This window comes from Streptomyces guryensis (assembly GCF_021261325.1).
Classification (GTDB): Bacteria; Actinomycetota; Actinomycetes; order Streptomycetales; family Streptomycetaceae; genus Streptomyces; species Streptomyces guryensis.
This window is the reverse complement of the sequence record NZ_JAJSBI010000006.1, coordinates 1-20509: the sequence shown is the minus strand read 5'-3', so window position 1 is coordinate 20509 and position 20509 is coordinate 1. Positions and strand designations below refer to the sequence as shown.

Here is a 20509-nt window from a genome sequence, read left to right as displayed (position 1 = left end):
CGCTGCGCCAGGTGGGTGAGCGCATGCCCAGCGGGCCGTCGCCGACCCCGCTGCCCGACCCGGACCTCCAGGTGCAGGGCGAGCAGACGGCCGACGGCCGGCCGTGGCACGGCCCGCCGCTACGTGTAGGGCAGGGCTCCTGGTCGTCGGCGCGAGGCTCCGGCGGCTTCGACGGGTCCGCGGTCGGTTCGGTGTCCCTTGGGGTGGCGGCAGCGGCCCGCTCGCCCCGTCGTGGTCATCCCTTCACAGCCCGTAGCGGGCTTCGGGGCGGGACACGCGTGCCAAGGTGCCGCGGAGGCGGCGGTGGACCTGGACGCGCACCGAGGCTGTTCGTGACCGGGGAGGACGGCGCCGGCTGGAACGACCAGGAGGTCCTGCGGCTCTCCGACGCCCCGCGGGTACGGAGGGAGAAGTACCCGCAGGTGACAGCGCGCACCGCGGGCATCCGAGGGCCGGCCACGTCGTGCTGCGCCGCTCCCGCTGCCTGGTGACGGTCGTCCCGCACACCGTCTGACCAGGCAGAGGTCAGCCGAAGAACACCTGGAACTCGTCGTACAGCGACGGATCCACCACCTTGGTGTGAGCGGTGGCCTCGGCGAGGGGAATACGGATGATCTCGGTGCCGCGCAGGGCCACCATCATGCCGAAGTCACCGTCGTTGACGGCGTCGACGGCGTGCAGCCCGAAGCGCGTGGCCAGCCAGCGGTCGAAGGCGCTCGGGGTGCCGCCGCGCTGGATGTGGCCGAGGACCGTGGTGCGGGCATCCGTGCCCGTACGCTCCTCGATCTCCTGGGCCAGCCAGTCACCGATGCCGGACAGCCGCACATGGCCGAACTCGTCCAGTGTCCGGTCCTTGAGGATCATCTGGCCTTCTTTGGGGACGGCCCCCTCGGCCGCCACCACGATCGGCGCGTAGTTGGTCCTGAACCGGCTCTTCACCCACGCACAGACCTGGTCGATGTCGAAGGGCCGCTCCGGGACGAGGATCACGTTGGCCCCGCCCGCGACACCGGCCCGCAGCGCGATCCACCCCGAGTGCCGCCCCATCACCTCCACCACCAGGGTTCGCATGTGCGACTCGGCAGTGGTGTGCAGACGGTCGATCGCCTCCGTCGCGATCCCTACGGCCGTGTCGAAGCCGAAGGTGCAGTCGGTGCCGGAGACGTCGTTGTCGATGGTCTTCGGCACGCCCACCAGATGGATCCCCTGACCGCTCAGTTCGGTGGCCACGCCGAGCGTGTCCTCGCCGCCGATCACGACGAGCGCGTCCACCTCGTGCGCGGCCAGCGTGTCCCGGATGCGCCGCACGCCGTCCTCGTGCTTGAACGGGTTGGTGCGGGAGGAGCCGAGGATGGTTCCGCCGCGGGGGAGGATCCCCCGCACTTCCTGGATGCCCAGTGGCACGACGTTGCCCCGGAGCGCACCGAGCCAGCCGTCACGCAGCCCGACGAAGTCGAAGCCGTACTCGTGGATGCCCTTGCGGACGACGCTGCGGATCACGGCATTGAGACCGGGACAGTCGCCGCCACCGGTCAGCACTCCCACCTTCATGGCTCCGCTCACCTCCGCGGACGTGAACTCCGAGCGCCGTTCGGCTCCCTCTCCATCATGAGCGACGGTGGTCCGTCGACGCACCTGCACAGCCGCTCGATGAGGCGCGCCTGGGCGGGCACCAGTCACCGACCGTGTTCAGGCGGCGTGCCGCGCCGACCGCTCGGAAGCCGGGGTGCTGCCCACGACCGGTGCCGGGGTCGTGGCGCGCCGTCGGTAGACCAGGTACGGGCGGGTGAGGTAGCCCACCGGGGCGCTCCACACATGGACGAGGCGGGTGAACGGCCAGGCGGCGAACAGAAGGCACGCGGTCAGGGCGTGCAGCTGGAACAGCAGCGGCGCGTCCGCTATCGCCTCGGGACGGGGCTGGAGGGTGAAGATGCCGCGGAACCAGACGGAGACGGTCTCCCGGTAGTCGTAACCGCCGCCGAACACGTTGTGGGCGGCGGTGGCAGAGATGCCCAGGACAACCGTGGCGGACAGCAGCGGGAAGAGGAGCTTGTCGCTGCGGTCGGTGCCGAGCCGGATCCGGCGGGTCAGCAGCCGCCGCGCGCACAGCATGCCGAGCCCCGTCACCATGGCCAGGCCCGCCACCGAACCCAGCCGGACGGCCGTGGTGTGGTACGCCTGCTCGCTGATGCCGGCGGCCTCGGTCCACGAGGCGGGCACGGCGAGTCCCACGACATGTCCGGCGATCACCATGAAGGCGCCGAGGTGGAACAGCGGGCTGCCCCAGCGCAGCCAGCGGTGTTCCAGGAGCTGGCTGGTATGTGAGGTCCAGCCGAACTGGTCCTGCCGGTAGCGCCACACGTGCCCGACCCCGAACACGGCGAGGCAGATGTACGGGAAGGCGACCCACAGCAACAGGTCGGCGCCGCTCGCAGGGGCGGCGGCCAGGGAGGAGGACGCGGCGTTCATCGAGCGTCTTCCGTACGGTCGGCCGCGGTGGACGGCACACGGGCCGGCGGGGCGGGCGGTGGCACGAAGGTCTGCGGCGGGGCGAACTCCCCGTTGCCGTAGGCCCCGTAGGGGTCGAGTCCGACGTCCTCGGCGGGCGGGCCCTGGGCGGCGAGTTCGGCGACGGCCTCGAGGTCCGCCCCGGTGGGCGGCGGCAGCAAGGTGAGCAGCGCCCCCAGGACATGCCGGTAGGGGGAGCCGGTGTCGCCCAGCGCACGGTGGATCAGCTCCAGCCCGCGCCGGTGCAGGCGCAGGGGTGCCTCACCGGAGCCGGGCCCGGCGAGTGCCGCGAACTCCAGGACCACCGGCAGATGGTCGGGCAGTTCGCCGCCGTCGATGTCCCAGCCGGTGGCCCGGTAGCGCTGGGCGAGCGCAAGCAGAGCCATGCCCCGGCGGCGGGTGTCGCCGTGCAGGTAATAGGTGAGGTAGAGGCTGCTCTTGCGGTGCAGGTCGAACATCTCGACGTAGTGGCGGGCCAGTGCGTCGGGCTCCTGCCCGGCGAACCAGCACAGGAACGCGGTGAGTTCGGTGGCGGCCGGGGAGGGCGGCAGCGCGGTCACGGCGGACGTCAACGCGGGGCGTGCGTCGGTGAGTTCGGGATCCGGGTACTGCAGGAGCAGCGACAGCAGGCGCAGCAGCAGGGCCCGGCGGTCCGCCTCCTCGGGCGTCATCGTCGAGCGGCGCCGGACGGCCGCGCGGATGCGGGCGCGGGCGATGGCCGGGACGGTGGAGGGCAGCGGGCTCATGAGCGTCCTTCCGGGGACGAACGGCGCAGGGTGGGGAGGCCGAGCATGACCCGGCGTCCGGACGTCTCCCCGGCGGACTCCACCGGGCAGCGGTTCTCCGTCGCGGTCAGCGCGGCCGCGTCCTCCTTGTGGGCGGCCGGGACGACATACCGGTCGGCGTACTTGGCGACGGCCAGCAGGCGGTGCAGGTCCTCGGCCTCGTGGGCGGTCAGCCCGACTGCCTTGAGTGCCGCCTCGTCGCCGTCCTCGCCCAGCGTGCGCTGACGCATGTACGAGCGCAGGGCCGTGAGCTTCATCAGCACCCCGGCCACCACGTCCGTGTCGCCCGCGGTGAACAGTTCGGCCAGGTACTCCAGCGGGATGCGCAGCCGGGTGACCGCGGCGAAGACGTGATCGGGATCGTCCTGGTCGCCGCCCGCCTCGCTGACGGCGTCGAGGACGGGGGAGAGGGGCGGCACATACCAGACCATCGGCATCGTCCGGTACTCCGGGTGCAGCGGCAGGGCGACCTTGTACCGCATGACCAGGTCGTGGACCGGGGAGCGGCGGGCGGCCGCCAGCCAGTCCTCCGGGATGCCCGACTCCCGTGCCGCAGCGACTACTTCGGGGTCGCAAGGGTCGAGGAAGACACCGCGCTGGGCGTCCAGCAGGTCGTGCTCGTCCGCCGTCGCCGCGGCTTCGCCGACGCGGTCGGCGTCGTAGAGGAGCAGCCCGAGGTAGCGCAGCCGACCGACGCAGGTCTCCGAGCAGACGGTGGGCTGCCCGGCCTCCACGCGCGGGAAGCAGAAGGTGCACTTCTCGGCCTTGCCGGTGGCGTGGTTGACGTACACCTTCTTGTAAGGGCATGCCGTCACGCACATCCGCCAGCCCCGGCAGCGGTCCTGGTCGACCAGCACGATGCCGTCCTCGACGCGTTTGTACAGCGCACCCGACGGACAGGCCGACACGCAGGCCGGGTTGAGGCAGTGCTCGCACAGGCGGGGCAGGTGGAAGAGGAAGGTCTGCTCGAACTCGAACTTGACCTTCTGCGCCCATTCCCCGGTGAGGTTGGGGTCGGCGCCGGCGTGCTCGGGTGCGCCGCCGAGGCCGTCCTCCCAGTTGGCGCCCCACGTGATGGCAGTGGGCTTGCCGGTGAGGGCGGAGCGGGGGCGGGCTACGGGGATGTCCTGGCCGGCGGGGGCGCTGACGAGGTTGTCGTAGTCGTAGGTGACCGGCTCGTAGTAGTCCTCGATGGCGGGCAGGTCGGGGTTGGAGAACAGCGACAGCAGGCGCCTGACGCGGCCGCCCGACCGCAGGACCAGCCGGCCCCGCCGGTCGAGCATCCAGCCGCCCTTCCACTGCTCCTGGTCCTCGTAGCGGCGCGGGTAGCCGACACCGGGTTTGGTCTCGACGTTGTTGAACCAGGCGTATTCGACGCCGGTGCGGTTGGTCCACGTCTGCTTGCAGGTGACCGAGCAGGTGTGGCAGCCGATGCACTTGTCGAGGTTCATCACCATCGCCACTTGGGCCATGACGCGTCCGATAGTGGCTTCGCCACGGGGCATGTCAGTACTCCACATCCTGGCTGCGACGGCGGATGACGGTGACCTCGTCGCGCTGGTTGCCGGTCGGGCCGTAGTAGTTGAAGGCGTACGTGAACTGCGCGTAGCCGCCCGCCAGATGGGTGGGCTTGAGCAGCAGCCGGGTCAGCGAGTTGTGGATGCCGCCGCGCCTGCCGCTGACCTCTGTCTTCGGGACGTTCACCGTGCGGTCCTTGGCGTGGTACATGTACACCGTGCCCTCGGGCATCCGGTGGCTGACCACGGCCCGGGCGGCCACGACGCCGTTGCGGTTGTACGCCTCGATCCACTCGTTGTCCTTGACGCCGGTCTTCTCGGCGTCGGCGGTGGACATCCAGATCACCGGGCCGCCGCGGGACAGCGCCAGCATGAAGGCGTTGTCCTGGTACTCGGAGTGGATGGACCATTTGGAGTGCGGGGTCAGGTAACGCACCGTCACCTCGGCCCGCCCGTCGTGCAGTTCCTCGTCCCCGTAGTGGCGGCGGGCGTCCAGCGGAGGCCGGTAGACGGGGAGTTGCTCTCCGAGTTCCGCCATCCAGTCGTGGTCGACGAAGAAGTGCTGGCGGCCGGTCAGGGTGTGCCAGGGCTTCTTGTGCTCGGTGTTGATGACGAACGGCGAGTAGCGGCGCCCACCGGTCTCCGAGCCCGACCACTCGTACGAGGTGATGACCGCGCGGGGCTGGGCGCGGGTGTCGGCGAACGTGATCCGCTCGGCCGCGCGTTCGGCCGACAGCTCCACCAGGCCGCAGCTGCCCGTCTGCCGCTCCAGCTGCCGGAAACCCTCGGTGGCCAGGCGTCCGTTGGTGGTGCCGGACAGGGCGAGGATGGCCTCGCACATGTCGGAGGCGGTGGCCAGGGAGGGCCGTCCCTCGGCCACTCCCTCGCGTACGGTGCCGCAGCGGCGGCGCAGTTCGGCCAGCTCCTGGTCCGGCTTGACGGTGACACCCTTCGTCGTCGTCCCGAGGGTGTCCAGCAACGGGCCGACGGCCCGCATCTTCTGGGCGACGGCGGCGTAGTCGCGCACGATGGTGACCAGCTTGGGCATGGTGCGGCCCGGAACCGGCTCGCACTCGCCGGCCTTCCAGTCCCGGACGACCCCGCCGGGCTGGGCGAGTTCGTCGGGAGTGTCGTGCTGCAGCGGCACCGCCAGGACGTCGGTACGGGTGCCCAGGTGCTCGGCCGCCAGCTCACTGAACCGGTCGGCGATCGTCAGGAAGGTGTCGTAGTCCGTGCGGGCCTGCCAGGGCGGCGCGATGGCCGGGGTGAAGGCGTGAACGAAGGGGTGCATGTCCGTGCTGGACAGGTCGTCCTTCTCGTACCAGGTGGCGGCCGGAAGGACGACATCGGCGAGCAGGCCGGTCGACGTCATGCGGAAGTCCATGGCGACCAGCAGGTCGAGCTTGCCCTCGGGTGCTTCGTCCCGCCACACGACGTCCCGCGGCCGGGTCTCGGGCGGCGCCTCCTGACTGCGCACCGCGCTGTCCGTACCCAGCAGATGGCGCAGGAAGTACTCGTTGCCCTTGCCGGAGGAGCCGAGCAGGTTGGCCCGCCAGACGGTCAGCACACGCGGGAAGTTGGCCGGGTCGTCGGGGTCCTCGACGGCGAACCGCAGCTTCCCCGACGTGAGTTCGTCGACGATGTGGTCCGCGGCCGGCCGGCCGGCCGCGGCTGCCTCGTCGGCGAGGTCCAGCGGGTTGCGGTTGAAGCCGGGGTGGCCGGGCGTCCAGCCGAGGCGGACGGCCTGGGCGAGGCAGTCGGCGAACGCCTTTCCCCTGAAGCGGCCTTCACCGAGCGGCGACGCCAACTCCTCGGGCCCGAAGGCCTCGTAGCGCCACTGGTCGGTGTTGAGGTACCAGTACGAGGTGCCCGCCATGTGCCGGGTGGGCCGCTGCCAGTCGAAGGCGAATGAGAGGTGCTGCTGTCCGGTGACCGGGCGGACCTTCTCCTGGCCGACGTAGTGGGCCCAGCCGCCGCCGTTGACGCCCTGGCAACCGGTCATCGTGGTCAGCGCCAGGAAAGCGCGGTAGATGGTGTCCGAGTGGAACCAGTGGTTGGTTCCGGCGCCCATGGCGATCATCGAACGGCCCCGCGTGCGTTCGGCGTTGCGCGCGAATTCCCGGGCGATCCGGGCAGCCTGCTCGGCCGGCACGGAGGTGATCGTCTCCTGCCAGGCGGGGGTGTGGGGCTGTGAGGCGTCCTCGTACGACGTGGGCCAGCTGCCCGGCAGGCCGGGGCGCCCGATCCCGTACTGGGCGAGCATCAGATCGAAAACGGTGGTGACCAGTCGGCCGCCGATGCGGCACACGGGCACGCCACGCACCATGACCGAACCGCCCTCGGTGCCGCCCTCGTCGAACCTGGGCAGGGCGATCTCGGCCGTCTCCTCGGAGCGCTCCAGCAGGCTCAGCTCGGGGACCACATCGCCCAGGTCGAGATTCCAGCGGCCTCGCCCGGCTTCCCCCCACCGGAAGCCGAGCGAGCCGCCCGGCACCACCGGCTCGCCGGTGGCCCGGTCCAGGAGGACCGTCTTGAACTCGGCATGCTCCTCGTCCTGGCCGAGGTCCCGGGCGGTCAGGAACCCGTCCGGGACGAGACCCTTCTCGTGCTCGCGCAGGGTCACCAGGAACGGGGCGTCCGTGAACGTCCTCATGTAGTCCTGGAAGTAGGGCACCTCGCGGTCGACCAGGAACTCGCGCAGGATCACGTGCCCCATGGCCATGGCCAGCGCCCCGTCCGTGCCGGGGTGCGGCGCCAGCCACTCGTCGGCGTGCTTGACGTTGTCCGCGTAGTCGGGGCTGACGGCGACGACCTTGGTGCCGTTGTAGCGGGTCTCGGTGAGGAAGTGCGCGTCGGGCGTGCGGGTGACAGGGATGTTGGAACCCCACATCACCAGGTAGCCGGCGTTCCACCAGTCGGCCGCCTCGGGTACGTCCGTCTGGTCGCCGAAGACCTGCGGCGAGGCGATCGGCAGGTCGGCGTACCAGTCGTAGAAGGACAGCAGGGTGCCGCCGATCAGTGACATGAAGCGGGCGCCGGCCGCGAAGGAGGCCATGGACATCGCCGGGATCGGGGAGAAGCCGGCGACGCGGTCGGGCCCGTACGTCCTGACGGTGTGGACGTGCGCGGCGGCGATCAGCTCGCTCACCTCGTCCCAGCCGGCGCGGACCAGGCCGCCCTTGCCGCGGGCGCGCTTGTAGGCGCGGGCCTTCGCCGGGTCGCCGGTGATCTCGGCCCAGGCCGCCACCGGGTCACCGAGGCGCCGGCGCGCCTCGCGCCACAGCTTCAGCAACTCGCCCCGCACATACGGATAGCGGACCCGGCTGGGGGAGTAGGTGTACCAGGAGAAGGACGCCCCGCGCGGACAGCCGCGCGGCTCGTACTCGGGGCAGTCGGCGCCGATGGACGGGTAGTCGGTGGCCTGGTGCTCCCAGGTGATGATGCCGTCCTTGACATACACCATCCACGAGCAGGAACCGGTGCAGTTCACGCCGTGCGTGGAGCGCACCACCTTGTCGTGGGCCCAGCGGTCCCGGTAGAAACCCTCCCACTTGCCGTCGTTCACGCCGAACACGGCGCGTCCGTCCGCCGACACCTCACGGCGGGTCAGCAGCCGACGGGCGGCCAGCGGCCAGCCCCCTGCAGCACGGCCATGGGCAGGGCGCGTGGTTTCGTCGTTCTCCATGGATCCGGACGATAGGCGGCCGATGCCTTGCGCCACCTTGGGCCGACGGCCCCCGCCAAGTGGCCTTTCGGCCCAGTTCCGCGCCGGGAACAGAGCCGATGGTCCCGGCGCGGGGGACGAAGCGGCGCCCGCGTCGTGGCCCCCGGCGAGGACACCGCGCTACCGGCGTCGGCGAGTGTGACGATGCCAGGTGCCCCGCCCGGCGTCGAGTACGAGGGCACGGCGGTCCGCGCTCGACCCGCGATGCGCGTCGGCAGGCGATCGTGGTCGCCGAACGCGCTTCCAGGGGATTCCGGTTGACGAGCCTGACCGTGACGGTCCGTCCGGTGCCAGTACCCGGAGGCGGAGTGCCAGTGGGCTCCGGAGGGACCCTTGGCCAGGAATCCGGCGACGGTCGCCGTGGTGGGCCTCCTTGGCGGCGGCGGTGATCAGGAGCCGGCCGACCGGCGCGGGCCACAGCCCTCCCAGGCGATCGGCACGCCCTCGGCGCGCAGCGAGCCGTCCTTGTGGTGGGCCGGCTCCCCCTGCGCCACGTGTGCGCGCAGGCCGGCGGTCAGGCAGTGGGTGCGCAGGGCGTCGGCCAGCCGGCCCGGACCGGAGCCCCACCCGGACGTCGACGGATGCGCCGTGGAAGTCGGCGACGCGGTCGACGGCGGAGCGCGGGCTGCCCTTGCGGGCCGACGGCGCGGCGGTCGCGGCCGCCGGTGCCGACGCCGCGAAGGCCGGCAGCACGTCGCCCAGCGCGCCACGGCATTCCGGCCGGGAAGGGGCGCGCAGGGCGCGAGGCGTCATCATGTCGTTCCCCTCTCCAGCAGCAGTACAAGTCCGTTCTCCAACTCCAGTACTCAGCTGGACAGTTGGCATCATCGCGGGCGCGTCGGTCACACCCCGGCACCGGCCGTCAGCCGGTGCCGCAGGGCCAGTGACGCGCAGCTGAGGAGCACCACGGCGAAGCCCGCGAGGACGGCCAGGTCCCGCGTGATCGCCGGCAGGTCCCCGTCCCGGGACAGCAGCGTCGTCCACGCGTCGACGGCCCAGGCGTGCGGCACGGAATGCCCTGCCGCCCGCAGCCAGCCGGGCACGAGCGCCAGCGGCCACATGCAGCCGCCCAGCATGCCCATCCCGATGCCGAGGGCCGGCCCGATCGCGTGCACCTGCTCCGGCGTACGGAACACGGCCCCGGCCAGCAACCCGGCGCCGGTGCCGACCAGCGCCCACACGGCGATCAGGGCCCCGGCGGCAAGCGGATCGCCCCAGGCGACGTCGAAGGCCAGCGCCCCGATGCCGACGATCAGCACGGACTGGAGGAGGGCCAGCGCCAGGTAGGCGACCGTCTCCCCGAACACCAGGGTGCGGGCGGCGACGGGCGCCGCGAGCGCCCGCGCGTACACCCCGGTCCGGCGGGTCTGGACGATGGCCGCGCCGCCCGCCAGGGCGTTGATGAACACGAACAGCACCAGCATGGTCGGCGTGCTGTAGCTGTAGCCGAGCGGCAGGTAGTCGCTCTGTCCGTTGACGGTCTCGGTGCGTACGGCGATGGGGGACGAGGCCCGCTCCGCGTCATGGGCGAGCGCGAGGGCGCCGTCGAGGGAGCCGCCGGTCTCGTTCTTGGCGAAGCGGGCGGCCTGCAGGCGTGCCGCGTGGCCGGCCACCACGGCCGACACCGAGGTCACGGCCGAGTGCCCGCCACTGCCCGAGGGCTCCACCAGGACCGGAACGGCGACGGAGTGCCCGGCCCGCACCTGCGCGTCGAGCCCGGACGGCACGACGACGACCGCGTCCAGCTCGGCACGGCGCAGCGCGGTGCGCTCGTCGGCCGCGGTGTCGTAGGTACGCGTACGCAGCCCGGGCGCATCCTGCAGGTCCGCCGTCAACTCCTGGGCCACGGGGCCTGATCGAGCGGCCGGGACGAGTCCGATCCGGAACCTGTCGAAGCCGCTGACGGTGACACCGATGACCACGATGATCGCGACCGGGAGCAGCACCATGAAGAACAGCCCCTTCGGTCGCGCAGCACCCGCGTGAGGGTGGCCCGGGTCACGGCGAGCGCGGTCATGACGTCCTCCTCAGCCGAAGAAGCAGTACCGTCACCGCGGTCACGGCCGCCGAGAACGCCGCGATGCCGAGCAGCGGGGCGCCGACCGCGTCCCAGCCGCGCACCCCGGTGCCCAGGTCGGTGAACCCGCGCAGGGCCCAGCCGTTGGGCGTGAACAGGGCAAGGCGGCGGATCAGTGGCGTCGTACCGGAGGCGAAGACGAAGTTGCCGCCGAGCAGTACGAGCGCGAAGACCAGGATCGAGGCGAGCCCCTGGGCCTGCTGTTCGGTGCGCACAAGCGCGATGACCAGCGCCGTCAGGCACACCACGGACACCGCCATGGCCACGCTGAGCGCCGCGACCCCCAGCGGATCGGCCCACTCGGCGTCGAAGGCGAGCCACGACACGAGCGTCACGGTCGCGAGGCCGGCCAGGCTGTAGACGAACGTCGAGACCGACTTGCCGATCAGCAGCGCACCCCGCCCGACGGGGGCCGCGGCGATCCGGTCGAGGGTGCCCTGCTGCCGCTCGACGAAGTAGCCGCGCGCCGCGAAACCGACCGTGAACAGCACGAAGAACATGCCCATGCTCGGCCCGAAGTAGCTGATCACCTTCAGCGGGGAATCGGGCAGCCCCTGTGCCCGTATCTGCTCCGGCAGCCTCAACAGGGCCGCCTTCGCGGCCAGTCGAGGGATGTCGCCGCGCGGGGCGCCCGCGGCGACGGCCGTGGCGACCGACAGCCGGTCGGCGTTGACCTGGGCGACGTACGACTCGGTGACCGCGCGGGCGAGCTGTGCCTGCAGGCCGTGGTCGACGCTGTCCAGGACCCGCACCGGAGCGGCGCTGCCGCCGTGCAGCGACGCGGTGAACCCCTGGGGCACGACGATCGCGGCGTGCACGTCGCCCGCGTCCACCGCCCGCCGGGCAGCCGCCTCGGCGCCGTACGAGCGGACATGGACCGTGCCGCGAAGCTCCGGGCTTCTCAGCACCCGGGTGAGCCCGGCGGCGGCCGGACCCCGGTCCAGGTCCACGACGCCGAGGTTCGCGCGGAACGTGTCGTTGTTGTTGAACGCCAGCGCCATCAGCGCTGAGATCAGCACCGGCGCCAGGAACACGATCACCCAGGCCGACCGGTCGCGCAGCCGCTGTCGCAGGTCCTTGGCGGCGATGGCGAGGACTACACGCACGACGGCTCACTCCCTCAGCGCGGTGCCGGTCAGATGGAGGAAGACCGCCTCCAGATCGGGCTCGTCGATCTCCACACTGCGGATGCCGACGGCCTGCTGGTGGGCGAGGTCGAGCAGGTCCGGCAGCAGGCTCCGCGCGTCCTTGACGACCAGCTCGACCACGTCGCCGCGATCACCGCCGCGCGCCACGCCCTCGACCCGGGGCAGACGGCGACAGGCCTCCGCGTACGCCGACAGATCCCCGACGGCGGTGAGCCGGACCCGGTCGCGCTCGGCCACCAGCTGGACCAGCTCGCGCGGGCCGCCCTCGGCGATCAGGCGGCCACGGTCGATGATGCCGACCCGGTCGCACAGGCGCTCGGCCTCCTCCATGTAGTGCGTGGTGTAGAGGACGGCCATGCCCTCCTCGCCGAACCGGGTGACGCTCTCGAGGATCGCGTGCCGGCTCTGCGGGTCGACGCCCACCGTGGGCTCGTCCAGCACCAGCAGGGTCGGCGAATGCACCAGACCCGCACCGATGTTGAGGCGCCGGCGCATGCCGCCCGACAGTGACTCGACGCGGTCGTCCGCCCGGGAGGCCAGGTCGACGAGGTCCAGCACCTCGTCGACGCGGCGCTCCAGCCGGCGGCGCGGAAGACGGTAGAGCCGGCCGAAGAAGCGGAGGTTCTCGCGGACGCTGAGGTCCGGGTAGAGCGCCACGTCCTGCGGGACGAAGCCGATGAGCTGCTTGGCGGGCCCGGCCGCGGTGCTCACGGGACGCCCGGTCACGTGCACGCTCCCCGCGTCGGGGCGAAGCAGCCCGCAGACCATCCGGATCGTCGTCGTCTTGCCCGCGCCGTTGGGCCGAGCAGCCCGTATGTCTCGCCCGGCGCGATGCGCAGGCTCACGTCGTCGACGGCGTGCGCTCACCGAACCGCCGTACGAGATGGGCGCAGTCGAGGACCGGCCGCGCGGTGTCCGGGTTTCGCGGGGGATCGGTCATGTCGTCTCCTCGGTGTGCGTGGCCCGCCAGGGGCTCTCAGGGCGCGAGGGAGAAGTAGCTCTCCTCCTCCTGCGTGAAGTGCAGGCGCAACACGGTGTGCAGGCCGTAGAGGCAGGCCCGCAGGTCGTCGAGCTGCTCCGGTGACAGGGAGCCGCCCTGGCGGGCCAGTGCCAGGTGGGTGGCGATGCGGCGGGCGAGTCGTGCGATCTCCGCGTGCGCCCGGCTCATGGTGACGGTGGCCTCGGGCCCGCCGAGGGCCGGGGCGAGCGCGGGATACAACTGGTGCTCCTCGGCGTATTCGTGCGGCAGCAGGCGCTCGGTGAGCAGCCGGTGCACCTCGCCCACCGAGGCGAGGGACTGCGGGCCCGCCCCGTCCGACAACCGGTCTGCGGCGTCGCGTACGGCGTCCAGGACGTCCTGGAGGTCGTCGTGTTCCGCGGCGAACCGGTGAATGAGGGCCTCGGCCGAGGGCGTGAGCTGCGGCCGGCCCCGCCGGTCGTCGCGCAGTACGCGCAGCGCGTTGAGGATCACCGCGACGTCGATGCCCTCCTGCAGCAGAGCACCCACGGCGGGCTGGAGCAGGCCGAAGGCGGCCGCGACCATGGCGACAAGGGACAGCACCATGCCGCCGAGCGCGCTCTGCACGGCGATGCGCCGGGCTCGTACGGCGATGGCGACGGCGTCGGCCAGACGGTCCACCCGGTCGGTGGTCAGGACGATGTCGGCGGCCTCGGAGGAAGCCGTGGAGCCCCGGGCACCCATCGCCACGCCGATGTCGGCGGCGGCGAGCGCAGGGGCGTCGTTGACTCCGTCGCCGACCATCACGGTGACGGCACCCTCGTGCTCGGCGCGCACCGCGGCGACCTTGTCGGCGGGCGCGAGGCCGGCCCGTACCTCGTCGAGGCCGAGGACGGCGCCCACCTCGCGCGCGGGCTCGGCACGGTCGCCGGTGAGCATCACGAGCCGCTCGATGCCCGCCGCGCGCAGGCGGCGCAGAGTGCGCGGTGCGTCCGGGCGCAGCGGATCGTGCAGGAGCACGGCGCCGACCGGGCTGCCGTCCACGCAGAGCCAGGCCACGGCCGCCCCGTCCAGGACCGCCCGGTTGTCCACCGTCCTTGCCCAGGTGGGCAGTTCGGCGGCCCCGGCGCGTCGGCCGATCGTCATCCGGCGCCCGGCCACGGTGCCGGTCGCACCCCGGCCGGGCTCCTCCGACACGTTCTCGGGCACGGACAGCCGAAGCCCCCGCTCGCGGGCCGCGTCGACCACGGCCTCGGCCAGGACGTGCGGGGAGTACTGGTCGAGGGAGGCCGCCAGCCGCAGCACCTGGGCCGGCTGCCAGCGCGGCGCGGCGACCACGTCGAGGACGCGGGGGCGGCCGGCGGTGAGGGTGCCCGTCTTGTCGAGCAGCAGCGTGCGGGCCCGGCCGAGGTGCTCCAGCGCCCCTCCGTCGCGGATCACCACCCCGAGACGGGAGGCCCGGGACAGCCCGGAGACGACGGCCACCGGTGCCGCCAGCAGCAGTGGACACGGCGTCGCCACCACCAGCACCGCCACCGCCCGCACGGCGGAACCGCTCAGCAGCCAGGCCAGTCCGGCGACCGCCAGGGACAGCGGCAGGAACCAGGCCGCATACCGGTCGGCCAGCCGCACCACGGGGGCCGATTCCGCGCCTGCCTGCCGGGCCAGCCGCACGATCCCCGCGTAGGTGCTGTCCTGCTCGGTCGCGGTGGCGCGCAGCTCGAAGGCACCGCCCGCGTTGACCACCCCGCTGCGCACCGCCTCGCCCTGCACCCGCCGCACGGTGAGCGGCTCGCCGGTCAGCGCTGACTCGTCCAGCACGGCCTGAGCCCCGGCCACCCGGCCGTCCACGGGCACGACCTCGCCGGGGCCGACGGCCAGCAGGTCACCGACGGCGACCTGCGCCGACGGGACCGTGCTCACCCCGTCGTCGGTGAGCAGCCGGGCGGTGCGCGGTGCGCGTTCCAGCAGGGCCCGCAGATCACGGGAGGCGCGCTGCTGGGCCGCCGCCTCGAGGGTGCGACCGGTGGCGAGCATCAGCGCGATGAGAGCTCCGGCCAGGTACTCGTGCACCAGCAGGGTTCCGCCGAGCGCCAGAACAGCGATCACGTCGACGCCTGCGTGGCCGCGCCGCAGGTCGGCCAGCACCCAGCTGAGCGCCGGGCCCACGGCGGCGACGGTGCCCAGGGCCCAGCACAGATCGGCGAGACCGGGAGCGCCGGCGAGCCGGCCGATGCCGCCCGCGGCGAGTGCGCCCGCCGTCACGGTCAGCAGGGCGGGTTCGAGCCTCGGCGCGCCGAACAGCCGGCGCTGCTGCTGTTTCCTCATGGCGCTTCGGTCCATGACAAGCCTCGATCGGGCGGCTGGTGCGGATCAGTCGTGCGGTACCAGGGCGACGGGGCACGGCAGGTGGTGCAGGGCCGCGTGCGCGACGGGGCCGAGCTTCCAGGTGAGGGGCGAGGGATGGCGCCTGCGGCCCACCACGGTGAGCCGGCCGCGCGCGGACGCCGCGAGCAGTACCTGTGACGCGGAACCCCGGGCGACGTGGTCGACGACCTCGACGCCGGGGAACTTCTCCTGCCACGGTGCGAGGTCCGCGTCGAGCCGTGTGCGTTCGTCCGCCTCGTAACCCTCCCCGGGAGGGTCCGCGTGCCGATGCGTCACCAGCGACGACGGCGGCAGCGCCCGGACCGCGCGCACCCTGGCTCCGTGCACCTCGGCTGCGGCGAAGGCGAACTCCAGCAGCGGATCGGCGGCAGGCGAGGGTTCCTGGACGCCGACGACGACCTCATTCCTGCCGAGGGCCGCCGGGTGGCCCCGGCCGTCCTCCACGGCGGGATCGCCGGCCCGGACCGTCACGGCAGGGCACTGGGCCAGACCAAGGACGTGCAGGCTGACGGAGCCGAGCAGGAAGCCGGCCACGGAGCCGTGGCCGCGCGAGCCGAGCACCAGGAGCGTCGCGGTCCCGCCCGCCTCCACGAGGGCCTTCGAGGCGGACTCGGAGACCAGTTCCGTGGCCACGGACAGCTCGGCGTGCCGGTGCAGCAGCTCGGCCTCCATCCGCTGCAGCACCCGTCCTCCACAGCGTTGCTTGGTGAGGGCTTCCTGCGCGACGGGCACGTCGAGCGGCTGGGTGGTCCAGGAGTGCAGCAGCAGCACGGACAGGTGCCGCTCCACGGCTTCACGTGCCGCCCACCACGCGGCTGTCACACTCGCGGGAGAGCCGTCGACTCCGACGACGACGGGTCCGGTCATGGCGCACCTCCGGTGTCGGCACGGCGAATGCCGCACATATGGCTCCCACCCTCAAGGCTGGCCGCCGCACGACCGGCGGGGGAGGGCCGGACGGTGCGCTTCCTGGGCCCGTACGGCCCCCTGCGAGGCGGCGCCGGGCCACGGACGCCGGCTTTCGAAGGCGAGGCGGGGACCGTCCGGCCGCCGGCGCCGGACAAGGAGCGTCTTCGGGACCGATGCCCTCGATGCGGCGCGGTGGGCGGTGTGCCCGGGCGCCGCTTCCACCGCGCTGCTCGTCGAACCGGCCGCGAGCGCCGTGGCGACGGTCCTGCCAGGCCGGGGCGGCGGGGCCGGGCGAACGGTGCGGCAGTCGGCACCGAGGGCCGACCGGCCCCAGTGTCACCGCCGGTCAGCCCATGGGACCTCGCCCCGTTCCGCTGGACGCTCGAGGTGGAGACAAACCTGGAGGAGACCGCGATGACGGACCACACGACCAGTGCGCCCCCGGTCCACGCCCTGCTCGCCGACGGCACCACGGTGTGCATCCGTCCCGTGGCGGCAGCCGACCACGAGCAACTGCGGGGGCTGTACGAGGAGATGTCTCCGGAGAACCTGCGGCTGAGGTTCTTCGGGCTCAGTCGGCGTTCCGCCGAGATGGCCGCCGACCGTGCCTGTGCCGCGCCCCACCGGGGACACCGCGCGCTGCTGGCCGAGCGGGCGGGTCAGGTGATCGGTCTCGCCGAGTACGACACCGGCGGCGTCGGTACCGAGGCCGACATGTCCATCGCGGTCGCCGACGGGCTGCACCACCGCGGCGTCGGCACCCTGCTGGTCGAACACCTCGTCTCCGCCGCCCGTGCGGAGGGGGTCACGTCGTTCGCCGCCGACGCGCTCAGCGAGAACCGCGAGGTGCTCCGGCTCTTCGCCGACCTCGGCCTGCGCGTCGGCCGGCGCTTCGAGGGCCCCGAGGTGCGTTGCACCATCGTGCTCGAAGAGGACGACACCTACTTCTCGGCGGTCGAGGAGCGGGGCCGGGCCGCCGACGTGCTGAGCCTGCGCCCGCTGCTGCGGCCGCAGGCGATCGCCGTCATCGGGGCCGGGCGCAAACCGGGTTCCGTGGGCCGGGCGATCCTGCATCATCTGAAGGCCGGCGGCTACACCCGGCGCATGTTCGCGGTGAATCCCGCCGCGACGTCCCTCCTCGGCGTGCCGTGCCACCCCTCGGTCAGCGCTCTGCCCCGGACCCCGGACCTCGCCGTCGTCGCCGTACCCGCCGCTGGGGTCCCCGCCACCGCCGAGGAGTGCGGCAAGGCGGGCGTACGGGCCCTGCTCGTGGTCACCGCCGGGCTCGACGCCGACCAGGCGCAGGCGCTCCTGGCGGCCTGCCGCACCTACGGCATGCGGCTGGTCGGCCCCAACTGCCTTGGGCTCTCCAACACCGACCCGGAGCTGAGCCTGGACGCGACCTTCGCCGCGAACCACCCGCGCCCGGGCACGGCCGGCGTGGCCGTGCAGTCCGGCGGGGTGGGCATCGCCCTCCTGGACGGGCTGTCCCGGCTGGGAATCGGAGTGTCGTCCTTCGCGTCCCTCGGCGACAAGTACGACGTCAGCGGCAACGACATGCTCCAGTGGTGGGAGAGCGACGGCCGCACCCGCCTGGCGCTGCTGCACCTGGAGTCGTTCGGCAACCCCCGCGCTTTTTCCCACACCGCCCGCCGTGTCGCGCGCCGTATGCCCGTGCTCACCGTCGACGCGGGGCGCACGGACGCGGGCCGGCGCGCCGCCGCCTCGCACACCGCCGCGGCCGCCACCCGCACCATGACCCGCGCGGCGCTCTTCACCCAGGCCGGCATCACCGCCACCCGCTCGGTCGGCGAACTCCTCGACGCCGCGGCGCTGCTGCACTCCCAGCCGCTGCCCGCCGGACCCCGGATCGCGATCGTCACCAACGCCGGCGGAGCCGGGGTCCTCGCCGCCGACGCCTGCGCCGAGGCCGGACTGACGGTGCCCGCGCCCACCCCGCACCTGGTCGACGACCTGCTTGCCCTGCTGCCCGACGGCGCCGCCGCCGGCAACCCCGTCGACGCCACCGCGGCCGTCACGGAGGACCAGCTCGCGCAGTGCGTCGACCGTCTCATGCGGCACGGCGACGCCGACGCCGTCCTGGTCGCCCTGGTGCCCACCGCCGTGGCCGCAGCCACCGGCGACGACCTCGTACGTGCCGTCACACGCCTGTCCGGTCCCCGGCCGAAGCCGGTGGTGGCCGTACGCCTCGAACAGGCGCTGCCCGTGGAGCTGCTGCCCGCGACCGACGGCAGCAGCGTCCCGTCGTACGCCGAACCGCAGGCGGCGGCACGGGCGCTGGCCCACGCCATGCGCCGTACGGAATGGCTCGCCCGCCCCGCCGGGACCGTCCCCGGCCTCGACGGCGTCGACACGGCACGAGCCCGCTCCGCCGTGGAGACCTACCTCGACGCACACCCGGACGGCGGCTGGCTCGGTCCGCGGGAGTGCGCCGCACTCCTCGACTGCTACGGCATACCCCAGTTGCCGTGGGCCTGGGCCGAGACCGAGGACGACGCCGTCCTCGCCGCCGACCGGCTGCGCGGCGCCGACGGCCGGGTGGTCATGAAGGGACACTGGCCTGGTCTGCTGCACAAGACCGCCGAACACGCCGTCCACCTCGACCTGCGCGGCGACTCCCAAGTGCGCGCCGCCTTCCGGGACTTGGAGACCCGTTTCGCCGGCCTGCTGACGGGCGTGGTGCTGCAGCCGCTGGCCGACCGTGGCACCGAGCTGTTCGCGGGCGTCGTCCAGGACGAGGTCTTCGGGCCGCTCGTACTGTTCGGCCTCGGCGGCACCGCGACCGAGGTGCTCGCCGACCACGCCGCCCGCCTCGCCCCGCTCACCGACCACGACGTGCACGACCTGATCACGGCCCCCCGCTGTGCCCCGCTCCTGTTCGGCGCGAACGGTGCACGGCCCGTCGACCTCGACGGTCTCGAACAGCTGCTGCTGCGCCTGTCCCGGATGGCGGGCGACCTGCCGCAGCTCGCCGAGGCCGACTTCAACCCCGTACTCGCGACACCGGGCGGAGTGACCGTGCTCGACGCACGGGTGCGCCTGCTGCCGCGCAGGCCCCACGACCCGTATCTGCGCCGCCTGCGCTGAGGAGGAACGTCATGAAGCACAACAAGGTCGGCTCCGTGATGACCACGGAGGTCGTCCGCGCCGAGTACGGCACTTCGTTCAAGGAGGTCGCACGGCTGCTCGGCGAACACGGCATCAGCGGACTGCCGGTGGTCGACGAGGACGAGAAGGTCATCGGTGTCATCTCCGAGACGGACCTCATGGTCCGGCAGGCCGAGACGCCGGACCCGTTCGAGCCGAAGAAGCGCCACTGGCCGGCCTCTGCGACCCGTGCGTCCCGGCAGCGGGCCGCGAAGGTCAGGGCCCGCACCGCCGGTCAGCTGATGACCGAGCCGCCCCTGACGGTGCATGCCGACAACACCATCGTCGAGGCGGCCCGCACCATGGCGCAGCACCACATCGAGCGGTTGCCCGTCCTCGACGAGGAGCACCGGCTGGTCGGCATCGTCACCCGCCGCGATCTGCTCCAGGTCTTCCTGCGGTCCGACGCGGACATCCGCACCGAGGTCGTCGAAGAGGTGCTGGTGCGCACCCTGTGGCTGCCGCCCCGCAGCATCGACGTCCAGGTGGTGGAAGGCGTGGTCACGCTCTCCGGTCAGATGGAACGCAAGAGCGAGACGGAGATCGCCGTCTCCATGACCCGTCAGATCGACGGCGTCGTCGCAGTCGTCGACGAGCTCACCTACCGGCTGGACGACGCCAGGATCCAGCCCCAGGAGCAGGCCCTGCACGGAGTGGCCGACGACTGGCTGCGCAAGCCGTGAGAGGAGGCGGACCGCCATGCCGGGCAACGTGCTGGTCGCCTACGGGACGACGAACGGATCTACCGCGCAGATCGCCGAGGCCGTGGCCGAGGTCCTGCGCAAGGAGGGACTCACGGCCGCCGCTCTGCCGGCCGCGGCCGTCGTGGACCTGTCGGGCTATGACGCCGTCGTGGTCGGCGGCGGGCTGTACGCCGGACGCTGGCACAAGGACGCCCGCCGGTTCGTGCGCCGGCACCGCCGCGCACTGGCCGAACGCCCCTTGTGGCTCTTCAGCAGCGGCCCGCTCGACGCCTCGGCCTCGGAGCGGGACATCCCGCCCGTGCCGGGTGTGCGCCGCGCGATGACCCGGCTCGACGCCAGGGGCCACGTCACTTTCGGAGGCTGCCTGCAAGAGGGCGCCAAGGGCCGGATCGCAAGGATGATCGTGCGCAACGGAAAGGGCGGGGACTTCCGCAACTTCCCCGAGATCGAGGCATGGTCGGCGCGTGTCGCCGGCGAACTGGTGGCGGAACGGGCGGGGATGTCAATCCCCTGGTTTCGTAGAGACCTCTCCTATGCGGCCTGGCACCTCTGGTCGCTCTTCTTGCGTGCTGCGGTGACGGTCCGTTCGAACTCTTCCGGCGGCAGGCCGCCGGCCGCGCTGT

At 72.7% G+C, this 20509-nt stretch carries 13 protein-coding genes and 1 pseudogene; 4 read left to right on the top strand and 10 right to left on the bottom strand.

Annotation, left to right across the window (positions count from 1 at the left end):
• Nucleotides 1–332 precede the first annotated feature (332 nt).
• Nucleotides 333–491 carry a hypothetical protein gene (locus LJ657_RS13945; RefSeq protein WP_232648900.1) on the top strand — a complete coding sequence of 53 codons (159 nt, stop codon included), beginning with the start codon at nucleotides 333–335 and terminating at the stop codon, nucleotides 489–491.
• A gap of 34 nt (nucleotides 492–525) precedes the next feature.
• Here LJ657_RS13945 and LJ657_RS13940 read toward each other — a convergent pair whose 3' ends face one another.
• The 10 genes from LJ657_RS13940 to LJ657_RS13895 form a co-directional block, all read right to left on the bottom strand.
• Nucleotides 526–1551 (bottom strand): 6-phosphofructokinase, encoded by a 1026-nt coding sequence (locus tag LJ657_RS13940; RefSeq protein ID WP_232648899.1) that lies wholly within the window; start codon nucleotides 1549–1551, stop codon nucleotides 526–528.
• A 138-nt stretch (nucleotides 1552–1689) separates the two neighbouring features.
• Nucleotides 1690–2469, bottom strand: coding sequence for a respiratory nitrate reductase subunit gamma (gene narI, locus LJ657_RS13935; RefSeq protein ID WP_232648898.1), 780 nt, complete (start codon nucleotides 2467–2469; stop codon nucleotides 1690–1692).
• Complete coding sequence (narJ, locus tag LJ657_RS13930) at nucleotides 2466–3254, bottom strand: nitrate reductase molybdenum cofactor assembly chaperone (protein WP_232648897.1); 789 nt, start codon at nucleotides 3252–3254, stop codon at nucleotides 2466–2468. Before narJ ends, narI begins: the two co-directional genes overlap by 4 nt.
• On the bottom strand, nucleotides 3251–4798 hold the full coding sequence (gene narH, locus LJ657_RS13925; protein WP_232648896.1) for a nitrate reductase subunit beta: 1548 nt from the start codon (nucleotides 4796–4798) through the stop codon (nucleotides 3251–3253). Before narH ends, narJ begins: the two co-directional genes overlap by 4 nt.
• 1 nt (nucleotide 4799) lies before the next feature.
• A complete protein-coding gene (locus LJ657_RS13920; RefSeq protein ID WP_232648895.1) occupies nucleotides 4800–8495 on the bottom strand; it encodes a nitrate reductase subunit alpha in 3696 nt (1231 codons plus the stop codon).
• An 881-nt stretch (nucleotides 8496–9376) separates the two neighbouring features.
• Nucleotides 9377–10483, bottom strand: coding sequence for an ABC transporter permease (locus tag LJ657_RS13915; protein ID WP_232648894.1), 1107 nt, complete (start codon nucleotides 10481–10483; stop codon nucleotides 9377–9379).
• A 64-nt stretch (nucleotides 10484–10547) separates the two neighbouring features.
• Nucleotides 10548–11717, bottom strand: coding sequence for an ABC transporter permease (locus tag LJ657_RS13910; RefSeq protein WP_232648893.1), 1170 nt, complete (start codon nucleotides 11715–11717; stop codon nucleotides 10548–10550).
• A 6-nt stretch (nucleotides 11718–11723) separates the two neighbouring features.
• Nucleotides 11724–12626 (bottom strand): ABC transporter ATP-binding protein, encoded by a 903-nt coding sequence (locus LJ657_RS13905; protein WP_308117031.1) that lies wholly within the window; start codon nucleotides 12624–12626, stop codon nucleotides 11724–11726.
• 109 nt (nucleotides 12627–12735) lie between these two features.
• Entirely contained in the window at nucleotides 12736–15045 is a 2310-nt protein-coding gene (locus tag LJ657_RS13900) for a heavy metal translocating P-type ATPase (RefSeq protein WP_372487915.1), read from the bottom strand.
• A 45-nt stretch (nucleotides 15046–15090) separates the two neighbouring features.
• The gene (locus tag LJ657_RS13895; RefSeq protein WP_232648890.1) at nucleotides 15091–15972 is read right to left on the bottom strand and encodes a universal stress protein; all 882 of its coding nucleotides are present in this window, start codon (nucleotides 15970–15972) and stop codon (nucleotides 15091–15093) included.
• Between the two features lie 456 nt (nucleotides 15973–16428).
• On the opposite strand from LJ657_RS13895, the gene LJ657_RS13890 reads away from it, so the two are divergent.
• The 3 genes and pseudogenes from LJ657_RS13890 to LJ657_RS13880 all read left to right on the top strand — a co-directional run.
• The gene (locus LJ657_RS13890; protein WP_232648889.1) at nucleotides 16429–19122 is read left to right on the top strand and encodes a bifunctional acetate--CoA ligase family protein/GNAT family N-acetyltransferase; all 2694 of its coding nucleotides are present in this window, start codon (nucleotides 16429–16431) and stop codon (nucleotides 19120–19122) included.
• An 11-nt stretch (nucleotides 19123–19133) separates the two neighbouring features.
• Nucleotides 19134–19865, top strand: a complete 732-nt coding sequence (locus LJ657_RS13885) for a CBS domain-containing protein (protein WP_232648888.1) — start codon at nucleotides 19134–19136, stop codon at nucleotides 19863–19865.
• 16 nt (nucleotides 19866–19881) lie between these two features.
• Nucleotides 19882–20367: pseudogene (locus LJ657_RS13880) on the top strand (flavodoxin domain-containing protein); the annotation flags it as partial.
• Nucleotides 20368–20509 lie beyond the last annotated feature (142 nt).

What these genes read in the sequence shown, in the direction of transcription:
- LJ657_RS13940 (WP_232648899.1), bottom strand. Translation starts at nt 1,551, where the DNA reads ATGAAGGTGGGAGTGCTGACCGGTGGCGGCGACTGTCCCGGTCTCAAT.
- narI (WP_232648898.1), bottom strand. Translation starts at nt 2,469, where the DNA reads ATGAACGCCGCGTCCTCCTCCCTGGCCGCCGCCCCTGCGAGCGGCGCC.
- narJ (WP_232648897.1), bottom strand. Translation starts at nt 3,254, where the DNA reads ATGAGCCCGCTGCCCTCCACCGTCCCGGCCATCGCCCGCGCCCGCATC.
- narH (WP_232648896.1), bottom strand. Translation starts at nt 4,798, where the DNA reads ATGCCCCGTGGCGAAGCCACTATCGGACGCGTCATGGCCCAAGTGGCG.
- LJ657_RS13920 (WP_232648895.1), bottom strand. Translation starts at nt 8,495, where the DNA reads ATGGAGAACGACGAAACCACGCGCCCTGCCCATGGCCGTGCTGCAGGG.
- LJ657_RS13915 (WP_232648894.1), bottom strand. Translation starts at nt 10,483, where the DNA reads ATGGTGCTGCTCCCGGTCGCGATCATCGTGGTCATCGGTGTCACCGTC.
- LJ657_RS13900 (WP_372487915.1), bottom strand. Translation starts at nt 15,045, where the DNA reads ATGAGGAAACAGCAGCAGCGCCGGCTGTTCGGCGCGCCGAGGCTCGAA.
- LJ657_RS13895 (WP_232648890.1), bottom strand. Translation starts at nt 15,972, where the DNA reads ATGACCGGACCCGTCGTCGTCGGAGTCGACGGCTCTCCCGCGAGTGTG.
- LJ657_RS13890 (WP_232648889.1), top strand. Translation starts at nt 16,429, where the DNA reads ATGACGGACCACACGACCAGTGCGCCCCCGGTCCACGCCCTGCTCGCC.
- LJ657_RS13885 (WP_232648888.1), top strand. Translation starts at nt 19,134, where the DNA reads ATGAAGCACAACAAGGTCGGCTCCGTGATGACCACGGAGGTCGTCCGC.